At 66.0% G+C, this 17,615-nt stretch carries 17 protein-coding genes; 6 read left to right on the top strand and 11 right to left on the bottom strand.

Translation table 11 applies throughout. The features are described 5' to 3' along the window. Positions 1 to 30: 30 nt before the first annotated feature. Positions 31 to 522, bottom strand: a complete 492-nt coding sequence (locus tag LPA45_RS14515; protein WP_317922956.1) for an NUDIX hydrolase — start codon at positions 520 to 522, stop codon at positions 31 to 33. 279 nt (positions 523 to 801) lie between these two features. Between LPA45_RS14515 and LPA45_RS14520 the strand changes: the two genes are divergently transcribed. The 4 genes from LPA45_RS14520 (at position 802) to LPA45_RS14535 (ending at position 5,105) form a co-directional block, all read left to right on the top strand. Continuing rightward, positions 802 to 1,923: a Re/Si-specific NAD(P)(+) transhydrogenase subunit alpha gene (locus LPA45_RS14520; RefSeq protein WP_367394618.1), complete on the top strand. Its 1,122-nt coding sequence runs from the start codon at positions 802 to 804 to the stop codon at positions 1,921 to 1,923. Positions 1,924 to 2,091: 168 nt separating this feature from the next. Further along, positions 2,092 to 2,433 carry an NAD(P) transhydrogenase subunit alpha gene (locus tag LPA45_RS14525; RefSeq protein ID WP_116318109.1) on the top strand — a complete coding sequence of 114 codons (342 nt, stop codon included), beginning with the start codon at positions 2,092 to 2,094 and terminating at the stop codon, positions 2,431 to 2,433. Next, entirely contained in the window at positions 2,433 to 3,908 is a 1,476-nt protein-coding gene (locus LPA45_RS14530) for an NAD(P)(+) transhydrogenase (Re/Si-specific) subunit beta (RefSeq protein ID WP_116318110.1), read from the top strand. Before LPA45_RS14525 ends, LPA45_RS14530 begins: the two co-directional genes overlap by 1 nt. A gap of 150 nt (positions 3,909 to 4,058) precedes the next feature. After that, the gene (locus tag LPA45_RS14535; RefSeq protein ID WP_116318111.1) at positions 4,059 to 5,105 is read left to right on the top strand and encodes a two-component system response regulator; all 1,047 of its coding nucleotides are present in this window, start codon (positions 4,059 to 4,061) and stop codon (positions 5,103 to 5,105) included. 33 nt (positions 5,106 to 5,138) lie between these two features. Here the strand turns inward: LPA45_RS14535 and LPA45_RS14540 are convergent, their stop codons facing one another. From LPA45_RS14540 to LPA45_RS14580, 9 genes are all read right to left on the bottom strand, one after another. After that, complete coding sequence (locus LPA45_RS14540; protein WP_317920802.1) at positions 5,139 to 6,392, bottom strand: class I SAM-dependent RNA methyltransferase; 1,254 nt, start codon at positions 6,390 to 6,392, stop codon at positions 5,139 to 5,141. Between the two features lie 64 nt (positions 6,393 to 6,456). Continuing rightward, complete coding sequence (locus tag LPA45_RS14545) at positions 6,457 to 7,062, bottom strand: 2-hydroxychromene-2-carboxylate isomerase (RefSeq protein WP_317920804.1); 606 nt, start codon at positions 7,060 to 7,062, stop codon at positions 6,457 to 6,459. Positions 7,063 to 7,095: 33 nt separating this feature from the next. Next, positions 7,096 to 7,518, bottom strand: coding sequence for a CopD family protein (locus LPA45_RS14550; protein ID WP_116318114.1), 423 nt, complete (start codon positions 7,516 to 7,518; stop codon positions 7,096 to 7,098). Positions 7,519 to 7,580: 62 nt separating this feature from the next. Further along, on the bottom strand, positions 7,581 to 8,861 hold the full coding sequence (locus LPA45_RS14555; RefSeq protein WP_317920807.1) for a glutamate-5-semialdehyde dehydrogenase: 1,281 nt from the start codon (positions 8,859 to 8,861) through the stop codon (positions 7,581 to 7,583). Between the two features lie 63 nt (positions 8,862 to 8,924). Then, positions 8,925 to 9,983, bottom strand: a complete 1,059-nt coding sequence (holA, locus tag LPA45_RS14560; RefSeq protein WP_317920809.1) for a DNA polymerase III subunit delta — start codon at positions 9,981 to 9,983, stop codon at positions 8,925 to 8,927. A 20-nt stretch (positions 9,984 to 10,003) separates the two neighbouring features. Continuing rightward, on the bottom strand, positions 10,004 to 10,519 hold the full coding sequence (gene lptE, locus LPA45_RS14565; RefSeq protein WP_063241675.1) for an LPS assembly lipoprotein LptE: 516 nt from the start codon (positions 10,517 to 10,519) through the stop codon (positions 10,004 to 10,006). Positions 10,520 to 10,559: 40 nt separating this feature from the next. Beyond that, positions 10,560 to 13,181: a leucine--tRNA ligase gene (gene leuS, locus LPA45_RS14570; RefSeq protein WP_317920811.1), complete on the bottom strand. Its 2,622-nt coding sequence runs from the start codon at positions 13,179 to 13,181 to the stop codon at positions 10,560 to 10,562. 181 nt (positions 13,182 to 13,362) lie between these two features. Then, positions 13,363 to 14,160 (bottom strand): 4-hydroxy-tetrahydrodipicolinate reductase, encoded by a 798-nt coding sequence (gene dapB, locus LPA45_RS14575; protein WP_116318119.1) that lies wholly within the window; start codon positions 14,158 to 14,160, stop codon positions 13,363 to 13,365. 97 nt (positions 14,161 to 14,257) lie between these two features. Beyond that, the gene (locus LPA45_RS14580) at positions 14,258 to 14,914 is read right to left on the bottom strand and encodes an outer membrane protein assembly factor BamE (RefSeq protein ID WP_116318120.1); all 657 of its coding nucleotides are present in this window, start codon (positions 14,912 to 14,914) and stop codon (positions 14,258 to 14,260) included. Positions 14,915 to 15,157: 243 nt separating this feature from the next. Between LPA45_RS14580 and fur the strand changes: the two genes are divergently transcribed. Then, on the top strand, positions 15,158 to 15,589 hold the full coding sequence (gene fur / locus LPA45_RS14585; RefSeq protein ID WP_012353845.1) for a ferric iron uptake transcriptional regulator: 432 nt from the start codon (positions 15,158 to 15,160) through the stop codon (positions 15,587 to 15,589). A gap of 82 nt (positions 15,590 to 15,671) precedes the next feature. On the opposite strand, the gene LPA45_RS14590 is transcribed toward fur, so the two are convergent. Next, positions 15,672 to 16,667, bottom strand: a complete 996-nt coding sequence (locus LPA45_RS14590; RefSeq protein ID WP_317920816.1) for a LysR family transcriptional regulator — start codon at positions 16,665 to 16,667, stop codon at positions 15,672 to 15,674. A 296-nt stretch (positions 16,668 to 16,963) separates the two neighbouring features. Here LPA45_RS14590 and LPA45_RS14595 point away from each other — a divergent pair, with 296 nt between their 5' ends. Continuing rightward, on the top strand, positions 16,964 to 17,587 hold the full coding sequence (locus LPA45_RS14595; RefSeq protein ID WP_116318122.1) for a flavin reductase family protein: 624 nt from the start codon (positions 16,964 to 16,966) through the stop codon (positions 17,585 to 17,587). Positions 17,588 to 17,615 lie beyond the last annotated feature (28 nt).

The following is a 17,615-nucleotide window of genomic DNA, read 5'->3' on the forward strand; positions in this document are numbered from 1 at the left end:
CCACGACGCGCTTTCCGTTCCCCTGGCTGCTCACAACTTGACTCCCACGGACAACACAGACGGGTGCGTGTACAGCGCGTCCAGCGCGAAACGCTTGCCGGCCAGGTAATCGTCGACGCACGCCATCACCAGCGGCGAGCGGTGGCGTTCCGGGCACGCGCGGATCTCGTCGGCGCCCATCCAGACCGTGCGCACGATGCCGGTGTCGAGCTGGCGGCCCGCGTCGAGCGAGCCCAGGTCGCCGGTAAAGGCAAAGCGCACGTATGTGACATCCGTACCGGTGCGCGAAGACAGCGAGCGGCCCATGTAGCAGCCCAGCAACGCGCGCGGCTCGAAGGTGTGCGCGGTTTCTTCCAGGGTTTCGCGGATGACGGCGCGGATCAGGCTCTCGCCCGGGTCCAGGTGGCCGGCGGGCTGGTTCAGCCGCAGCCCTTCCGCGGTTTCCTCTTCGACCAGCAGGAAGCGTCCGCCGCGCTCGATCACGGCGGCAACGGTCACACTGGCATTCCAATCACGTGACATGATGCTCAATTTTTAGGCAATCCCGCATTTTACCGGTTGCCGGCGCATCGCGCAGCGGCATGCGCTTGCCGGCCGCCGTAGAGCCAACTGTTCGGAACTGTCCGGAAATTCTGTTGCCGCACCGCATCAATAACCGACCGACCGGTCACACCATTGCGCGTCAGATTCCTGTAAGCTGCGAAAAAATTGTGCGCTGCGGCCAAGCCGGCACGGCGAGCAACGGACCAGACGTCGGTCCGGCCAACCAGATTACGACGCCAGCTAAAGGAGAAATCGACGATGTACATCGGCATCCCGCAGGAGACGCGGGCAGGCGAGACTCGCGTCGCCGCCACCCCCGAGACGGTCAAGAAGTACGTCGCCCAGGGCCACAAGGTGGTCGTCCAGGCCGGCGCCGGCGTTCGCGCCAGCCAGCCCGACGGCGCATACGAGGCGGTCGGCGCCACCATCGGCACTGCCGCCGAAGCGCTGGGCGCACAGGTGGTGCTCAAGGTGCGCGCCCCGGACGACGCGGAACTGGCACAGATGAAGCCGGGGTCCGTGCTGGTGGGCATGCTCAACCCCTTCGATGCCGAGAACAACGCGCGCATGGCGGCGGCCAACGTGACCGCCTTCGCGCTCGAGGCCGCACCGCGCACCACGCGCGCGCAGAGCATGGACGTGCTCTCGTCGCAGGCCAATATCGCCGGCTACAAGGCCGTGCTGGTGGCCGCGCATCACTACCAGCGCTTCATGCCGATGCTGATGACCGCCGCCGGCACCGTCAAGGCCGCGCGCGTGCTGATCCTGGGCGCCGGCGTCGCCGGCCTGCAGGCGATCGCGACCGCCAAGCGCCTGGGCGCGGTGATCGAAGCGTCCGACGTGCGCCCCGCGGTCAAGGAACAGATCGAATCGCTCGGCGGCAAATTCCTCGACGTGCCGTTCCTGACCGACGAAGAGCGCGAGATCGCGCAAGGCGTGGGCGGCTATGCGCGCCCGATGCCGCCGGACTGGATGAAGCGCCAGGCCGAGCTGGTGCACCAGCGCGCGATCCAGGCCGACATCGTCATCACCACCGCGCTGATCCCGGGCCGCAAGGCCCCGGTGCTGCTGCAGGAAGCGACCGTGCAGCAGATGAAGCCGGGCTCGGTGGTGGTCGACCTGGCCGCCGCGCAGGGCGGCAACTGCCCGCTGACGGTGGCCGACGAAGTGGTCGAGCGCCACGGGGTCATCCTCATCGGCCATACCAACCTGGCCAGCATGGTGGCGGCCGACGCCTCGGCGCTCTACGCGCGCAACGTGCTGGATTTCCTCAAGCTGGTCGTCGACAAGGATGGCCAGTTCACGCTCAACCTTGAAGACGACATCGTCGCCGCCTGCCTGATGTGCCGTGACGGCCAGGTCGTGCGCGAGGCGGCGTAATACCCGGGGCGCCCCGCGCGCCCGGTAGCTTTCGTCTCCCGCACGCGGGAGAGGGAGCACGCAATTGGTCATTCAGAGCCACTGGCCATTTGGTGCGCCGTAGTCAGCAATAAGAATCCAGTAGAAAACACGCTGCATCCCGGTTTCAAAGCAACGGAGGAGAAGTCGATGGAGATGGTGAACCACACGGTGATCAATTTGATCATCTTCGTGCTGGCGATCTACGTGGGCTACCACGTGGTCTGGACGGTCACGCCGGCCCTGCATACGCCCCTGATGGCGGTAACCAACGCGATCTCGGCCATCATCATCGTTGGCGCGATGCTCGCCGCGGGCCTGACCGAAGGCGCCACGGGCCGCATCATGGGCACGCTGGCGGTGGCATTGGCCGCGGTCAACGTGTTCGGCGGTTTCCTGGTCACCCAGCGCATGCTGGAGATGTTCAAGAAGAAAGAGCCGAAGGCCAAGGCGCCCGAAGCCAAGCAGGCACTGGCCAGGGAGGGCGCGTAATGGCAGCCGGCCTCGTCAGCATGAACCTCGTCACCCTGCTCTACCTGGTGGCTTCGGTCTGTTTCATCCAGGCGCTCAAGGGCCTGTCGCACCCGGCCTCGGCGCGCAAGGGCAATGCCTTCGGCATGATCGGCATGGCGATCGCGGTGGTCACCACGCTGGCCCTGATCATCAAGCTCAAGAATGAATTCCTGGCGGCCGGCACGGCGCAGTCGTCGGTGGGCTCCGGCCTGGCGCTGATCTTCGGCGCGCTGGTGGTGGGCGGCGGCATCGGCGCCTACGTGGCGCGCAAGGTGCAGATGACCAAGATGCCCGAACTGGTCGCGGCAATGCACTCGCTGATCGGTCTTGCGGCGGTGTTCATCGCCGTGGCCGCGGTGGCCGAGCCGGCCGCGTTCGGCATCACGCCGGCGGGCTCGCACCTGATCCCGCTGGGCAACCGGATCGAGCTGTTCATCGGCTGCTTCGTCGGTGCCATCACCTTCTCCGGTTCGGTGATCGCCTTCGGCAAGTTGGCCGGGCGCTACAAGTTCCGCCTGTTCCAGGGCGCGCCGGTGGTGTTTGCCGGCCAGCACTGGCTGAACCTGCTGCTGGCGGTGGCGATGTTGGGCTTCGGCGTGATCTTCTTCATGTCGCAGGACTGGCTGCCGTTCCTGATCATGCTGGCCATTGCCTTCGTGCTGGGCGTGCTGATCATCATCCCGATCGGCGGTGCCGACATGCCGGTTGTGGTGTCGATGCTGAACTCGTACTCGGGCTGGGCGGCGGCGGGCATCGGCTTCTCGCTGAACAACCCGATGCTGATCATCGCCGGCTCGCTGGTGGGATCGTCCGGTGCCATCCTCTCGTACATCATGTGCAAGGCGATGAACCGCTCGTTCTTCAACGTGATCCTGGGCGGTTTCGGCGGCGCGACGGCGGCGGCGGCAGCGGGCGACCAGCAGCAGCGCCCGGTCAAGTCGGGCTCCGCCGACGATGCCGCCTTCCTGATGGGCAACGCCGAGACCGTGATCATCGTGCCGGGCTACGGCCTGGCCGTGGCGCGCGCGCAGCACGCCCTGAAGGAACTGACCGAGAAGCTGGCCGAAAAGGGCGTGACCGTGAAGTACGCGATCCACCCGGTGGCTGGCCGCATGCCGGGCCACATGAACGTGCTGCTGGCCGAGGCCGAGGTGCCGTACGACCAGGTCTTCGAGATGGAAGACATCAACAGCGAGTTCGGCCAGGCCGACGTGGTGCTGGTGCTGGGCGCCAACGACGTGGTCAACCCGGCGGCCAAGACCGACCCCCAGTCGCCGATCGCCGGCATGCCGATCCTGGAGGCGTACAAGGCCAAGACCATCATCGTCAACAAGCGCTCGATGGCCGCCGGCTATGCCGGCCTGGACAACGAGCTGTTCTACATGGACAAGACCATGATGGTGTTCGGCGACGCCAAGAAGGTGGTCGAGGACATGTTCAAGGCAGTCGACTAAGACGGCCATGCCGGCAGGCGACCGGGCCTTCCCGGCCGCCTGCGGCGCCGTGCCTTGCAAGGCAGCCACGGCGCGCTATACTGGCCTGCGAATGCGCACGCCGGCTTGCCGAATGCGCCGAACCCCTGCCGGCCCCGACGCCAACGCATCATGACCTTCAACCCGCATGACCGGAACCTGTCGGTCTTCCATCACCCGGTCCTGACCGTCCTCGTCGACGACAGCAAATCGTTTATCGACAGCCTGGCGTTCCAGATGGATGCCTCGCGCGCGGTCATCACCTTCACCGACCCGCGTGAAGCGCTGCAATGGATCCGCGAGGCCTATGCCACCCGCTTCCCCGGCTTCCTGCCGGTGCGGGTCACGCATGACGACCTGACCTTCCTGACCGAGCGCCGCACCGTCCAGCTCGATATCGACCGGATCTATCGCCAGATCCACGATATCAACCGCTTCCTGCAGCCGGGCGTGATCGTGGTGGACTACTCGATGCCGCAGATGGACGGGCTGGAGTTCTGCCAGGCGCTGCAGGACCTGCCGTGCAAGACCATCCTGCTCACCGGTACCGCGGACGAAAGCATCGCCGTGCAGGGCTTCAACCACGGGCTGATCGACCGCTACGTCAAGAAGCACGACAGCAATATGGTGGAGCGGCTGGACCAGGAAATCGAAGCCATGCAGCACGCGTACTTCGCTACGCTGTCGCGCACGCTGCGCGAGTTGCTGACGCGGCATTCGTTCTCGTTCCTGTCCGACCCGGCCATGACCGAGCGGGTGCGCCAGCTCACGGCGCGCTACGGCTTTGTCGAGTACTACCTGTACCCCAACCCGGCCGGCATCCTGCTGTTGACTGCGCAAGGCCACGCCACGCTGATGGTGATCGAGACCCGCGCCGGCCTGATGAGCCAGGTGGAATCGGCCGAAGCCTACGACGCCCCCGCCGCGCTGATCGAAGGCCTGCGCGAGGGCCGCCTGATACCGTTCTTCTGGCCGGGCAACGGCATGTACACGCCGGCCTGCATCGACTGGGAACAATACTGCCTGCCGGCCGAGCGCTGTGAAGGCAACGAAGAGTTCTTCTACGCCCTGTTCGACCTGCCGCGCCACCTGCTGCAGGAGCCGGTGGTCAGCCTGCAGGGCTTCCTGGCCGATTTTTCCCGCAATTCCGAATCCTTGACCGGGCGCAAGCGCACCTGAACCCGGCCGGGCCTGCCGGGCCCAGAAAGGCGCTCAGTCCGCCTGCGGCGCCCGGTTGGTGCCGCGCACCATCTCGAACCGGAACAGCCGGCATTCGATATTGCCGTTGTAGAGTGGCGTGCGGCGCGATTCCTTCAGCCGCAGCCGGCGCGGGAAGCCCAGGTCGCCGGTAAAGACCCACGCCTGCCAGCCCGCGAAGTTCTGCTTGAGCGTCGTGGCGAAGGCATTGGCGAACTGGTTGGCGGCCGCCTCTTCCACCTCGTCGCGCGGCATTTCTTCCTCCGGCGAGCGCCGCTGCCCGCGCACCGCAATGCGCTCGCCGTACGGCGGGTTCATCAGCAGCAGGCCCGGCTCGTCGTACGGCGGCTGGATGAAACGCGCATCGACCTGCTTGGTGCGCGCCTCCCCCGGCAGGCCAGCACGCTGCCAGTTGGCCTGCGTGATCGCCAGCATGTCGGTCGAGATGTCCGATCCCACTACCTGCAGTTCATCCGCCGACGCCAGCATGCGCACGCGCTGGGCGTCGTCCTTGAGCTTCTGCCACGCCTTGCGGTCGACGCCCTTGAGCCATTCGAAGGCAAAGCTGCGGCTGCCGCCCGGGGCGATGCCCAGTGCCACCTGGGCGGCCTCGATCAGGAACGTGCCGCTGCCGCACATCGGATCGTAGAACGGCTGGAAGGTCTGCCCCGGCACCCAGCCCGCCAGGCGCAGGATGCCGGCGGCCAGGTTTTCCTTCAGTGGCGCCTCGCCCTTCTCGGTACGCCAGCCGCGCTTGAACAGGGGCTCGCCGGTGGTGTCGAGGTACAGCGTGCAGTCGCGCTCGGTCAGGTGGGCATAAATACGCACATCCGGGCTGACCGTGTCCACGCTCGGGCGCGCGCCCAGCCGATCGCGCATGGCATCGCACACGCCGTCCTTGACCCGCAGCGCGGTGAAATTGAGGCTGCGCAGCGGTGATTTGTGCGAAGTGATATCGACGCGCAGCGACTCGTCCGGCGAGAACCACTGCTCCCAGTGCACGCCGAGCGCCAGGTTGTAGATGTCGTCCTCGTGCCGGTAGCCGCGCGCAGCCACGCGCATCAGCACCCGGCTGGCGATGCGCGAATGCAGGTTGACCGCATAGGCGGCGGCCATTTCGCCGGAGAAATTGACCCCGCCCGGCACCTCCTGGTGCACCGTGAACGGAGCCAGCGCGGCCATGCCCGGCCGGGCGGCGATCTCGCGCAGTTCTTCGGCGAGGGCGCTCTCCAGGCCGCGCGGGCAAGGGGCAAAGAAGGCTTGGGTCATGGGTCAGGTTTCCTGCAAACAAAAACGTCCGCCGTAGCGGACGGGAGATATCCGATAGCTTAGTTCAAGCGGCGGCGAGCGCGCGCTCGAGGAATTCGAGCCGGTCCTGGCCCCAGAAGGGCTGGCCGTCAAACACATACCATGGCGCACCGAACACGCCGGCCGAGACCGCGTCCTGCGTGTTCTGCGCGTAGGCTGCCTGCACCGACTGGGCCTCGCTGGCCTTGACCAGGCCGGCGCCATCCAGTCCGGTCTCGTCGGCGATCTGCGCGAGCGTGGCGGCATCGGCAATGTTGCGCTGCTGCGCCCACACCGCCGCGCCGATCGCGCCGGTCAGCTGCAGCGCCCGCGCGGTGCCGTGCGCCAGTTGCGCGGCGATGATCAGCTTGCTGGCCGCATCGCCCGATACCGGGAAGAAGGTCGGCTCCGGGTTCAGCGGCAGGTCCAGGAATGCGCTCCAGCGCTTCAACTCAACCATCCGGTAGGCCTGGCGCTGCGGCGGGCGCTGCGCCAGCGGCAGTCCGCCGGAAACGGAGAACACCTTGCCCATGTCGCACGGCTTCAGGTTCACCTGCACGCCGTGGCGCTCGGCGATGGCGGTGAAGCGGGCATGGCCCATGTAGACGAACGGCGACTGCGGCGTCAGGTAGTAATCAACCAGCTTGCTCATCTCGATCTCGCAATTTGTGGAACGGCGCCCGGCTCAGAACGGCTTGACGACCACCAGGATCACCACCGCCAGCAGCACCAGCACCGGCAGTTCGTTGAACCAGCGATAAAACTTGTGCGAGCGCGCATTGCGCCCGCCTTCGAACTTGCGCAGCAGCACGCCGCAGCCATGGTGGTAGCCGATCAGTACCAGCACCAGTGCCAGCTTGGCATGCATCCAGCCCTGCCCGGTGCCGCGGCCGATGCCGTATCCCAGGTACAGCCACAGCCCGAACACCACCGCCGGCACCGCCAGCATGGTCATGAAGCGGAACAGCTTGCGCGCCATCAGCAGCAGGCGCTGGGTGCTGGTGGCGTCGGTCTCCATCGCCAGGTTGACGAAGATGCGCGGCAGGTAGAACAGGCCGGCGAACCACGAAACGACGAAGACGATATGCAGCGCTTTGACCCAGAGCATCGGCGGACAGACGTTGGCTTGCGGTTGTTATTGTTGTTGGCGGGCCGGCTTGAGGTCCGGCCTCAGGTCCGGATCTCGCCGTGGCCGAACACCACGTACTTCAGCGAGGTCAGCCCTTCCAGGCCCACCGGGCCGCGCGCGTGCAGCTTGTCGTTGGAAATGCCGATCTCCGCGCCCAGGCCGTATTCGAAACCGTCGGCGAAGCGGGTCGAGGCGTTGATCATCACGCTGGCCGAATCGACCTCGCGGATAAAGCGCATGCCCGCCGAGTAGTCCTCGGTGATGATCGAATCGGTGTGGTGCGAGCCGTATTCGTTGATATGCGCGATGGCGTCATCCAGGCCGGCGACGGTCTTGATGGCGAGGATCGGGGCCAGGTATTCCAGGCGCCAGTCTTCCTCGGCGGCATCGACCAGGCCGCTGAAGCCAGCGGCTTCCAGCGTGGCGCGGGTAGCCGGGCAGACGCGCAGTTCGACGCCCTTCTCCTGGTAGATGCGGCACAGCGGCGGTAGCGCGGTGGCGGCGATGTCGCGCGACACCAGCAGCGTTTCCATGGTGTTGCACGGCGCGTAGCGCTGGGTCTTGGCGTTGTCGCAGACGCGCACGGCCTTGTCCAGGTCGGCGGCGGCGTCGATGTAGACGTGGCAGATGCCGTCCAGGTGCTTGATCATCGGCACGCGCGCTTCTTCCATCAGGCGCGCGATCAGGCTCTTGCCGCCGCGCGGCACGATCACGTCGACAAATTCTGTCATGGTGATCAGGCGGCCGACCGCGGCGCGGTCGGTCGTCTCGATCACCTGCACGGCCTCGGGCGGCAGGCCGGCGGCGGCCAGGCCTTCGGCCACCAGCGCGGCCAGCGCGGTGTTCGATTCAATGGCTTCGGACCCACCGCGCAAGATGGTGGCGTTGCCCGACTTCAGGCACAGCGCCGCGGCATCGATGGTCACGTTCGGGCGCGACTCATAGATGATGCCGATCACGCCCAGCGGCACGCGCATCTGGCCAACCTGGATGCCGGTCGGGCGGAACTTCATGTTCGAGATCTCGCCGATCGGGTCGGCCAGCGCGCCGATCTGCTCCAGGCCGGCAGCCATGGTGGCGATGGCCTTGTCCGACAGCGTCAGGCGGTCGACGAAGGCAGCGTCCTGGCCCTTGGCGCGGGCACGCTCCACGTCGCGCGCATTGACGGCCTTGAGCTTGTCGGCATCGCGGCGGATGGCGGCGGCAATGGTCAGCAGCGCCTGGTTCTTGTCCGCCGTGGAGGCACGCGCCATCGCGCGCGACGCCGCGCGGGCCTGGCGGCCGACGCGGTCCATGTATTGGTTGAGGTCGAGCTCGTTCATGTCAGTGGCCGGGGGAAGGCCGTCAGTGTGTATGTCCGGGAGCAAACCCGGGGCGCTGCGGGATCAGCGCGCAATCATCAGCGCCAGTTGCTGCAAGCCGTCCCATGGCTCGGCCGGCAGTGGCGCGCCGCCCGGTGGCGGCAGGTCGTACAAGCCCTTGACCTGGCGGTCCAGCCGCGCGGCCAGCGCCAGCGCCGCTTCCAGCCGTGGCAGCTGCAGCCGCTGCGCGGCCTGCGGCACCAGGCGTTCGCGCGGGCCCCAGACGCGCAGTTCACGCATCAGCACACCCGCCGGCTTGCCGGCCGCAAGGCCTTGCCGGACCTTGGATAATACGCGAATTTCCTCGGTCAGCGCCCACAGCACCAGCACCGTGGCCTCGCCCTCGCCGCGCAGCCCTTCAAGCATGCGCACCAGGCGCGGCACGTCGCCCGACAGCATCGCCTCGGACAGCTTGAAGACGTCATAGCGAGCCACGTTCAGCACCGCGTCGTGGACCTGGTCGAAGCTCAGCTCGCCCGGCGGGTACAGCAGGCCCAGCTTCTGGATTTCCTGGTGCGCCGCCAGCAGGTTGCCTTCGACCTTGTCGGCGATGAACTGCAGCGCGCGCCGGCCAGCCTCGCCGCCCTCGACGCGCTGCTGCTGCAGCGCCAGCCGCTCGCCGACCCAGGCCGGCAGCCGCGTACGGTCCACCGTGTCGACCTTGATCGACACGCCGGCGCCTTCCAGCGCCTGGAACCACGCCGACTTGGAGGTGGCGAAATCGAGCCGCGGCAGCGTGACAATCAGCACCACGTCGGGCGACGGCTGCGCCGCCACCGCGCGCAGCGCCTCGCCGCCGTCCTTGCCGGGCTTGCCCGAAGGGATGCGCAGCTCGACGATCTTGCGGTCGCCGAACAGCGACATCGACTGCTGCGCCTCGACCAGCTGGCTCCAGTGGAAGCCGCGTTCGGCCACCAGCACCTCGCGCTCGGAGAACCCCGCTTCGCGCGCTGCGGCGCGCAGGCGGTCGACCGCCTCCAGCACCAGCAGGTGCTCGTCGCCATGCACCACGTACAGCGGCGCCAAACCCTTGGCCTTCGCCTGCTTCAGGTGCGCGTCGAGCCCGTCGAGCTTGAGTTGCATGCCGTAACTCTGCCCCGAGCTCAGATGGCCTTGACCGCGGCCAGCCGGCGCATCAGCTGCTGCACGATGTCGCGCTGCATGTCGCGGTACAGCTGCTGCTCTTCGTAGTCCTTGGCCAGCGTGTTGGCTTCGTTGTAGGTCAGGTCGCGCGTCAGCACCAGCTGCGACGGCGCGATCAGTTCCTTGCCGGCGGCATCGCGCAGGCGGAAGGTAAAGCGCTGCGTCAGGCGGTATTCGCGCACCACGCCCTCGGTCGTGATCGACAGGATGGACTTGGTGCGGGTGTCCTGCAGCACGTCCAGCAGCGCGTCAGCCTCTTTCTGGTCGGCCACCACCTGGGTGTCGGAGCCGCCTCGGATGGCGCGGCGCAGGTCCGCGCCCATCAGCGAATTGGGCGGAATCCCGATATAGAGCCGCTTGAACGCGAAGTCCGAATTGCCGCGCAGATGGAAGCCGCAGCCGGCCAGCAGGCCCGTTGCGGGCACCGCCAGCATCGCCGCGAGCGCCTTGCGGCGGCCCATGTTCAGTCGCTTCATTCTTGGCGATTCCTCAGTCAGGTTCCGGGCCGCTGACCCGTTACAGCACCACGTTCACCAGGCGGCCCGGCACCACCACGATCTTCTTGGGCGCCTTGCCTTCGGCAAACTTGGCCACGGTTTCGCTGCCGGCGGCAGCCGCCTCGATGGCGGCGCGGTCGGCGCTGGCCGGTACGGTGATGCTGCCGCGCACCTTGCCGTTGATCTGCAGCACCAGTTCGATCTCGCTGCGCACCAGCGCGGCTTCGTCGACCTGCGGCCACGGGGCGTCGAGCAGGTCGCCGGATTCGGCGGCGAAACCCAGTTGGTCCCAGAGGCCATGAGTGATGTGTGGCACCACCGGGTACAGCACGCGCAGCAGGATGCCGAAGCACTCGCGGCGCGCGGCCGGCGAAGCGGTCTTGGCGTCTTCCAGCGCGTTGAGCATCTTCATCGTGGCCGAGACCACGGTGTTGTACTGGATGCGCTGGTAGTCATAGTTGGCCTGCTTGAGCACGCCGTGGATCTCGCGGCGCAGCTCGGCGTCATCGGCTGTGATGGCACTGCCGGCGCCATCGCGCAGCGCGGCGGCGTTGGCGTAGCCGTAGTTCCACACGCGGCGCAGGAAGCGCGAGGCGCCCTCCACGCCCGAGCCGCTCCACTCCAGCTGCTGCTCGGGCGGCGCGGCGAACATCACGAACAGGCGCGCGGTATCGGCGCCGTACTGGTCGATCAGCGCCTGCGGGTCGATGCCGTTGTTCTTGGACTTCGACATCTTCTCGATGCCGCCGATCACCACCGGCTGGCCATCGGCCTTCAGCGTGGCGCCCACCGGGCGGCCGCGCTCGTCGGTCTGCACGTCGACGTCGGCCGGGTTGTACCAGTGCTTCTTGCCCGAGGGGTCTTCACGGTAGAAGGTCTCGTTCAGCACCATGCCCTGCGTCAGCAGGTTGGTGAACGGCTCGTCGAACCTGACCAGGCCCAGGTCGCGCATGACCTTGGTCCAGAAACGCGCGTACAGCAGGTGCAGAATCGCGTGCTCGATGCCGCCGATGTACTGGTCCATCGGCATCCAGTAGTCGTTGCGGGCATCGACCATGGTGGCCGCGTCCGGGCAGGTATAGCGCATGTAGTACCAGCACGAATCGATGAAGGTATCCATCGTGTCGGTCTCGCGGCGCGCCGGCTTGCCGCACGACGGGCAGGTGCACTGCAGGAAGCGCGGATCCTTGGCCAGCGGGTTGCCGGTGCCGTCCGGCACCAGGTCTTCGGGCAGCACCACCGGCAGGTCCTTCTCGGGGACCGGCACCACGCCGCAGCTGTCGCAGTGGATCAGCGGGATCGGCGTGCCCCAGTAGCGCTGGCGCGAAATGCCCCAGTCGCGCAGGCGCCAGGTGGTCTTCTTCTCGCCCAGGCCCATCCCGCCCAGGTCGGCGGCGATGGCTTCCACCGCGGCCTGGTAGCCCAGGCCGTCATACTTGCCGCTGTGGATGCAGGTGCCGTTTTCCTTGTCGCCGTACCATTCCTGCCAGGCTTCGGTCGAGTACGGCTGGCCCTTCACGTCGATCACTTGCTTGATCGGCAGGTTGTACTTGTTGGCGAAGGCGAAGTCGCGCTCGTCGTGCGCGGGCACGCCCATCACGGCGCCGTCGCCGTAGGTCATCAGCACGTAGTTGCCGACCCACACGTCGACCTTTTCGCCGGTCAGCGGGTGCACGACCTGCAGGCCGGTCGGCATGCCCTTCTTCTCCATGGTCGCCATGTCGGCTTCCATGACCGAGCCGTGCTTGCATTCGTCGATGAAGGCAGCCAGTTCGGGGTTGTTCAGCGCGGCGTGCGTGGCCAGCGGGTGCTCGGCGGCAACCGCGCAGAAGGTCACGCCCATGATGGTATCGGCGCGCGTGGTGAAGACGTAGAGCTTGCCGTCGTTGATCGGCTTGCCGTCCTCGCCCGGGATGCCATGGGTGAAGGCAAAGCGCACGCCCACGCTCTTGCCGATCCAGTTCTGCTGCATCACCTTGACGCGCTCGGGCCAGCCCAGGCCGTCGAGGTCGCCCAGCAGCTCCTCCGCATATTCGGTGATGCGCAGGTAGTACATCGGGATCTCGCGCTTTTCCACCACCGCGCCCGAGCGCCAGCCGCGGCCGTCGATGACCTGCTCGTTGGCCAGCACGGTCTGGTCGACCGGGTCCCAGTTGACGGTACCGGTCTTGCGGTAGGCGACGCCCTTTTCCAGCATCTTCAGGAACAGCCACTGGTTCCAGCGGTAATAGTCCGGGCTGCAGGTGGCGACCTCGCGCGACCAGTCGATCGCCAGGCCCATCGACTGCATCTGCTTCTTCATGTAAGCGATGTTGTCGTAGGTCCAGGCGGCCGGCGCCACGCCATTGTTCAGCGCCGCGTTTTCCGCCGGCATGCCGAAGGCGTCCCAGCCCATCGGCATCAGCACGTTGTTGCCGTTCATGCGCAGGTAGCGCGCCATCACGTCATTGATGGTGTAGTTGCGCACGTGGCCCATGTGCAGCTTGCCCGACGGGTACGGCAGCATCGAGCAGGCGTAGAACTTGGGCTTTTCCTTGCCGTCCGGGCCCGCTGCATGCTCCGACACGCGGTAGGCGTCGATGGCTTGCCAGTGCTGCTGGGCGGCTTGTTCTACGGCGGAAGGAAGATATTTGTCTTGCATGGTCGAGACAGCAGTCAGGTGCAACAATCAGGCAGCGTCTGCGCGGCAACTGGCCTGCCGGCATCCGGGAAGAATCGTTGGAAGGTAAGCGGCGGGCGCCTGTCTGGGCGCCCGCCCGGCGTGCAATGCTAAAGCAATCGATTATAACCGTGGCGGCACCCCTGGCCGCCCGGCGCGGCGCTTACTTCAGGCCCAGCACGTCCTGCATGTCGAACAGGCCGTTAGGCTTGTCGGCCAGGAAACGGGCCGAGCGCACGGCACCGTCGGCATACGACTGGCGGCTGGACGACTTGTGGCTGATCTCGATGCGCTCGCCGATGCCGGCGAACATCACGGTATGGTCGCCAACGATATCGCCGCCGCGGATGGTGGCGAAGCCGATCGAATTGGGGTCGCGCTCGCCGGTATGGCCTTCGCGGGCGTAGACGGCGCAGGTCTTCAGGTCGCGGCCGAGCGCATCAGCGATCACTTCGCCCATCTTCAGCGCAGTGCCCGACGGGGCGTCGACCTTGAAGCGGTGGTGGGCCTCGATCACCTCGATGTCATAGCCGGTCGACAGCAGCCTGGCGGCCACTTCCAGCAACTTGAAGGTGGCATTGACGCCAACGCTGAAGTTGGCGGCAAAGACGATGCCGATGGACTTGGCGGCTTCGGCCAGCGCGGCTTTGCCGGCATCGTCGAAGCCGGTGGTGCCGACCACCATCTTGACGCCCAGCTTCTTCGCCGCGGCCAGGTGAGCCAGCGTGCCTTCCGGACGGGTGAAATCGATCAGGCAGTCCGCGCCAGCCAGTCCGGCTTCCAGGTCCGCCGTGATCGCCACGCCGGTATTGCGGCCCAGGAACAGGCCCGCATCCTGGCCCAGCGCCGGCGAGCCCGGCAGATCCAGCGCGCCCGACAGTTTCACGCCCTCGGTGTTCAGCACTTGTTCGATCAGCATGCGGCCCATGCGGCCGGATGCGCCTGCGATGGCGATGTTCATGGTGTCTGGCTCAGTGGAATGTGCGCAATACGCGAAAAGTGAATGGGCCGGTCATGGCTGACCGGCCCGGAACAGATGGCAAGCCGCGGAAGACGGCTCAGTTCGATTTGGAGGCGTCGGCGGGCGCGGTGGCCTGGGCCGGGGCTGCGGCCGGCGGCGCTTCGGTCACGGGGGCCGCGGCGGCTGCGGGCGCGGGCGTCGCCGCGGGAGCGGCGGCCGGCTCGGTCGCCTGGCGCGGCACGAAATTTTCCACGGTGGTCTGCGGCTCGGCCTGGGCAGCGGCCGTGCTCGTGCTGCTGGTGGATACCTTGCCCGGGGTCTGGTCCTTCAGCGCCTTCTTCATGCCGTCAATCTCGGCGATCAGTTCGTATTCCGACGGCAGTTCGTCGCCGCCAAACTTGACCAGGCGGTCGCCATCGAAAACGACCGTATAGCGGCGCTGCTGCACCACGGGGGTATTGCCGCGGCGGAACGAGAACACGTAGTCCCAGCGGTTGGCGTGGAACACATCGGTCAGCAGCGGCGTGCCGAGCAGGAACTTGACCTGCTCGCGCGTCATGCCTTCGCGCAGTTGGGAAGCGGCCTCGCGGGACACGAAGTTGCCCTGCACGATATTGATCCGGTACGGCGTGATGGCGTTGGCTACCTTGCGCGAAGTGGAATCGTAGGCCGAGCAGGCGCCGGCCAGCAAAGCCGCGGCCAGCAGGGAGACAACCAGCGTCGGGCGCATGGCGGACGAACGGGTATAACGCATGTATCTCGCTTCCGGGAGGGAAAGGGAAAGTACGGAAAGTACCGCGGAAGTCCGGCGCAGCAAGCGCTGCAAGAGCCGGATAAACCACACGCGCACGGGGCGCCTGCCGCGGCAACCACACGGGGCCGACTGCAAATGCCTGAGGCGCGTTGCCCACATGGGACATGGCACCGCGAGCGACTTTTGCTGTCAAAACCCTTATGATTCAACTATCCAGACATTGTACTCTAGGGAGTCACGCCCATGCCGAGTCCGGCGGACCTCAAGAATATCGGCCTGAAGGCGACGGTGCCCAGGCTGAAGATTCTTGAAATTTTTCAGACCAGCGAACAGCGGCACCTGAGCGCGGAAGACGTCTACCGTATCCTGCTGAACGAGCATATGGATATCGGCCTTGCCACCGTCTACCGCGTGCTGACCCAGTTCGAACAGGCAGGCTTGCTGTCGCGCAACAATTTTGAATCTGGCAAGGCCATTTTCGAACTCAACGAAGGCAAGCACCACGACCACCTGGTGTGCCTCGATTGCGGCCGCGTCGAAGAATTCTTCGATTCCGAAATCGAGCAGCGCCAGCAAAGCATTGCGCGCGAGCGCGGCTTTACCTTGCAGGAACACGCACTGTCGCTCTACGGCAACTGCACTAAAACCAACTGTCCCCACAGACCCAAACGATAAGCCGGCGCACGCACCGCGTAGCGCCTCCGGCAAAACAAAAACCGGCGCCAGGCGCCGGTTTTTTTATGGGCTTGCGCCGGTCTCAGGGCTCGCGCAGCGTTTGCAGGTCTTGCTCGGCAACCACGCGCGACGGCCGCGACGGCGGCAGGCCGACGAACTCGCCCACCACCTGGCGGAACAGGTTGCGCGCCCATACCAGCATCGGATGGGTGTTGCGGCTGCGGTGCCAGAACATGTTCAGGCCGACCGTGGTGTTGAGTTCCGCCGGCAGCGGGAACGCCTTCAGGCCGTAGGTTTCGCAGGCCATGTCCTTGGTCAGCGCATTGACGGTGAAGATCATGTCGGTCTGCGCGGCCATCTCGGCCTGGGCGCGCCACGAATGCACCGTCAGCGTCGCATTGCGCTTGAGGCCGCGCTGCTGCAGCGCGTAGTCGAGCGGGATCAGCGACGGCGCCGGGCGGCCTGCGCCCCCCGAATGCGCCATGAAGATATGGCCGCAGTCCAGGTATTGCTCGAGCGTGCAGTGGTTCTTCAGCATCGGGTGGTTCTTGCGCGCGCAAACCCACAGGTTCAGCGATGTCACCATTTCCTCGACGATTTCCGGATGCCGGGTCGGGAACGGCGAGAATGCCACGTCCAGCTCATTGGCGCGCATCGACGACACGTCGGCTTCCCAGGAATGGGACTCGACCAGCTTGATATGCAGGTCCGGCGCCAGCTGCTTGATGCGCAGCACGAAGCGGTTGAACACCGTGTCGCCCAGCTCCGCGGCAAAACCGATGCTCAGCGTGCCAGTGGCCACCGCGGGATCGAAATTATCGGCGTCGCCTTCGTTGATCGACGACCACAGGTCCAGCATGTCGCGGATCTTGGGGCCCAGCTCCAGCGCGCGCGGCGTGGGCGTGAGACCGTGCGGAACGCGGATGAAGAGTGGATCGTCAAAGATCTCGCGCAACCGGCCCAGTGAATGTGACACCGCCGGCGCGGTCATATGCATCTTCTCCGCGACGTAAGTGGCGTTTCGCTTACTCAGCAGCTCGGTGAAGATCACTAGAAGCTTTGTGTCCACGTTCACCATGATCAGGCCCAGGTCAGATTTTTCTTAGCAAAGATGGCCCCACCACTTGCACTGGCTGCACATCAGATTTCAACGGCGTCTCGGTAGTGTAAGAGGAAAAAACAAGCTCGGAAAGCAAATTCGGCATTTTTGGAGCGCCGAGCCCTGTCATATTTCCGCAAAATAGTGCCATTTTTATGAATTTGGTCTCATATACGCTCATTTTCAGTCCGGCGAGACCCTCGCGCATCGGCGTATATTGGGTCGCCGTCCCATTTTTGTCATTCTTTTCCTAGGATGCGGATGCGTCCGCCATCATGCCTGACTCCCGAACCGACCATTCCCGCCTTCCTGTCGAACTGCCCAAGGCTTACCGGCTGCTCAACCACGGCCCTACCGTGCTGGTCAGCGCGGCCGCCGGCGGCAAGCGCAACATCATGGCCGCCGCATGGGCCATGCCGCTGGATTTCGCGCCGCCCAAGGTCGCGGTGGTGCTGGACAAGAGCACCTGGACGCGGCGCCTGCTGGAACAAAGCGGTGAATTCGTGCTGCAGGTGCCTACCGTCAGCCAGGTCGACCTGACCGAGGCGCTTGGCTCGAGCTCAGGGCTGGCGCTGCTGGAACAGGAAGGGACCGACAAGTTCGATGCCTACGGGCTGGGCACCTTTGCGGGGAACGTCGTCGGCGCCCCACTGCTGGAAGGCTGCGCAGCCTGGCTCGAGTGCCGGCTGTTGCCGGAACCGGCGACGCAGCAGACCTATGACCTGTTTCTCGGTGAGGTCGTAGCTGCGCATGCGGATTCGCGCGTGTTCAGCAACGGGCGTTGGCATTTCGAAGGCCACGACGCGCTGCGCACCATCCATCATGTCGCCGGCGGCCATTTCCTGGTAGACGGCGCCGCCGTCGACGCGCGGCCGCTGACATCACGCCCGGCTGGCTGAGTGGCCATCGCGCCCAAATAAAAAACGC

Origin of the sequence: Cupriavidus sp. Agwp_2 (assembly GCF_040784895.1) — a bacterium.
GTDB lineage: Bacteria > Pseudomonadota > Gammaproteobacteria > Burkholderiales > Burkholderiaceae > Cupriavidus.

Bases quoted from the DNA above. Each gene is read 5' to 3' on its own strand.
- lptE (WP_063241675.1), bottom strand. From the start codon at position 10,519: ATGAAGCGACTGAACATGGGCCGCCGCAAGGCGCTCGCGGCGATGCTG.
- LPA45_RS14525 (WP_116318109.1), top strand. From the start codon at position 2,092: ATGGAGATGGTGAACCACACGGTGATCAATTTGATCATCTTCGTGCTG.
- LPA45_RS14540 (WP_317920802.1), bottom strand. From the start codon at position 6,392: ATGACCCAAGCCTTCTTTGCCCCTTGCCCGCGCGGCCTGGAGAGCGCC.
- LPA45_RS14555 (WP_317920807.1), bottom strand. From the start codon at position 8,861: ATGAACGAGCTCGACCTCAACCAATACATGGACCGCGTCGGCCGCCAG.
- leuS (WP_317920811.1), bottom strand. From the start codon at position 13,181: ATGCAAGACAAATATCTTCCTTCCGCCGTAGAACAAGCCGCCCAGCAG.
- LPA45_RS14595 (WP_116318122.1), top strand. From the start codon at position 16,964: ATGCCTGACTCCCGAACCGACCATTCCCGCCTTCCTGTCGAACTGCCC.
- dapB (WP_116318119.1), bottom strand. From the start codon at position 14,160: ATGAACATCGCCATCGCAGGCGCATCCGGCCGCATGGGCCGCATGCTG.
- LPA45_RS14535 (WP_116318111.1), top strand. From the start codon at position 4,059: ATGACCTTCAACCCGCATGACCGGAACCTGTCGGTCTTCCATCACCCG.
- fur (WP_012353845.1), top strand. From the start codon at position 15,158: ATGCCGAGTCCGGCGGACCTCAAGAATATCGGCCTGAAGGCGACGGTG.
- LPA45_RS14530 (WP_116318110.1), top strand. From the start codon at position 2,433: ATGGCAGCCGGCCTCGTCAGCATGAACCTCGTCACCCTGCTCTACCTG.
- LPA45_RS14590 (WP_317920816.1), bottom strand. From the start codon at position 16,667: ATGGTGAACGTGGACACAAAGCTTCTAGTGATCTTCACCGAGCTGCTG.
- LPA45_RS14515 (WP_317922956.1), bottom strand. From the start codon at position 522: ATGTCACGTGATTGGAATGCCAGTGTGACCGTTGCCGCCGTGATCGAG.
- LPA45_RS14520 (WP_367394618.1), top strand. From the start codon at position 802: ATGTACATCGGCATCCCGCAGGAGACGCGGGCAGGCGAGACTCGCGTC.
- LPA45_RS14580 (WP_116318120.1), bottom strand. From the start codon at position 14,914: ATGCGTTATACCCGTTCGTCCGCCATGCGCCCGACGCTGGTTGTCTCC.
- LPA45_RS14545 (WP_317920804.1), bottom strand. From the start codon at position 7,062: ATGAGCAAGCTGGTTGATTACTACCTGACGCCGCAGTCGCCGTTCGTC.
- LPA45_RS14550 (WP_116318114.1), bottom strand. From the start codon at position 7,518: ATGCTCTGGGTCAAAGCGCTGCATATCGTCTTCGTCGTTTCGTGGTTC.
- holA (WP_317920809.1), bottom strand. From the start codon at position 9,983: ATGCAACTCAAGCTCGACGGGCTCGACGCGCACCTGAAGCAGGCGAAG.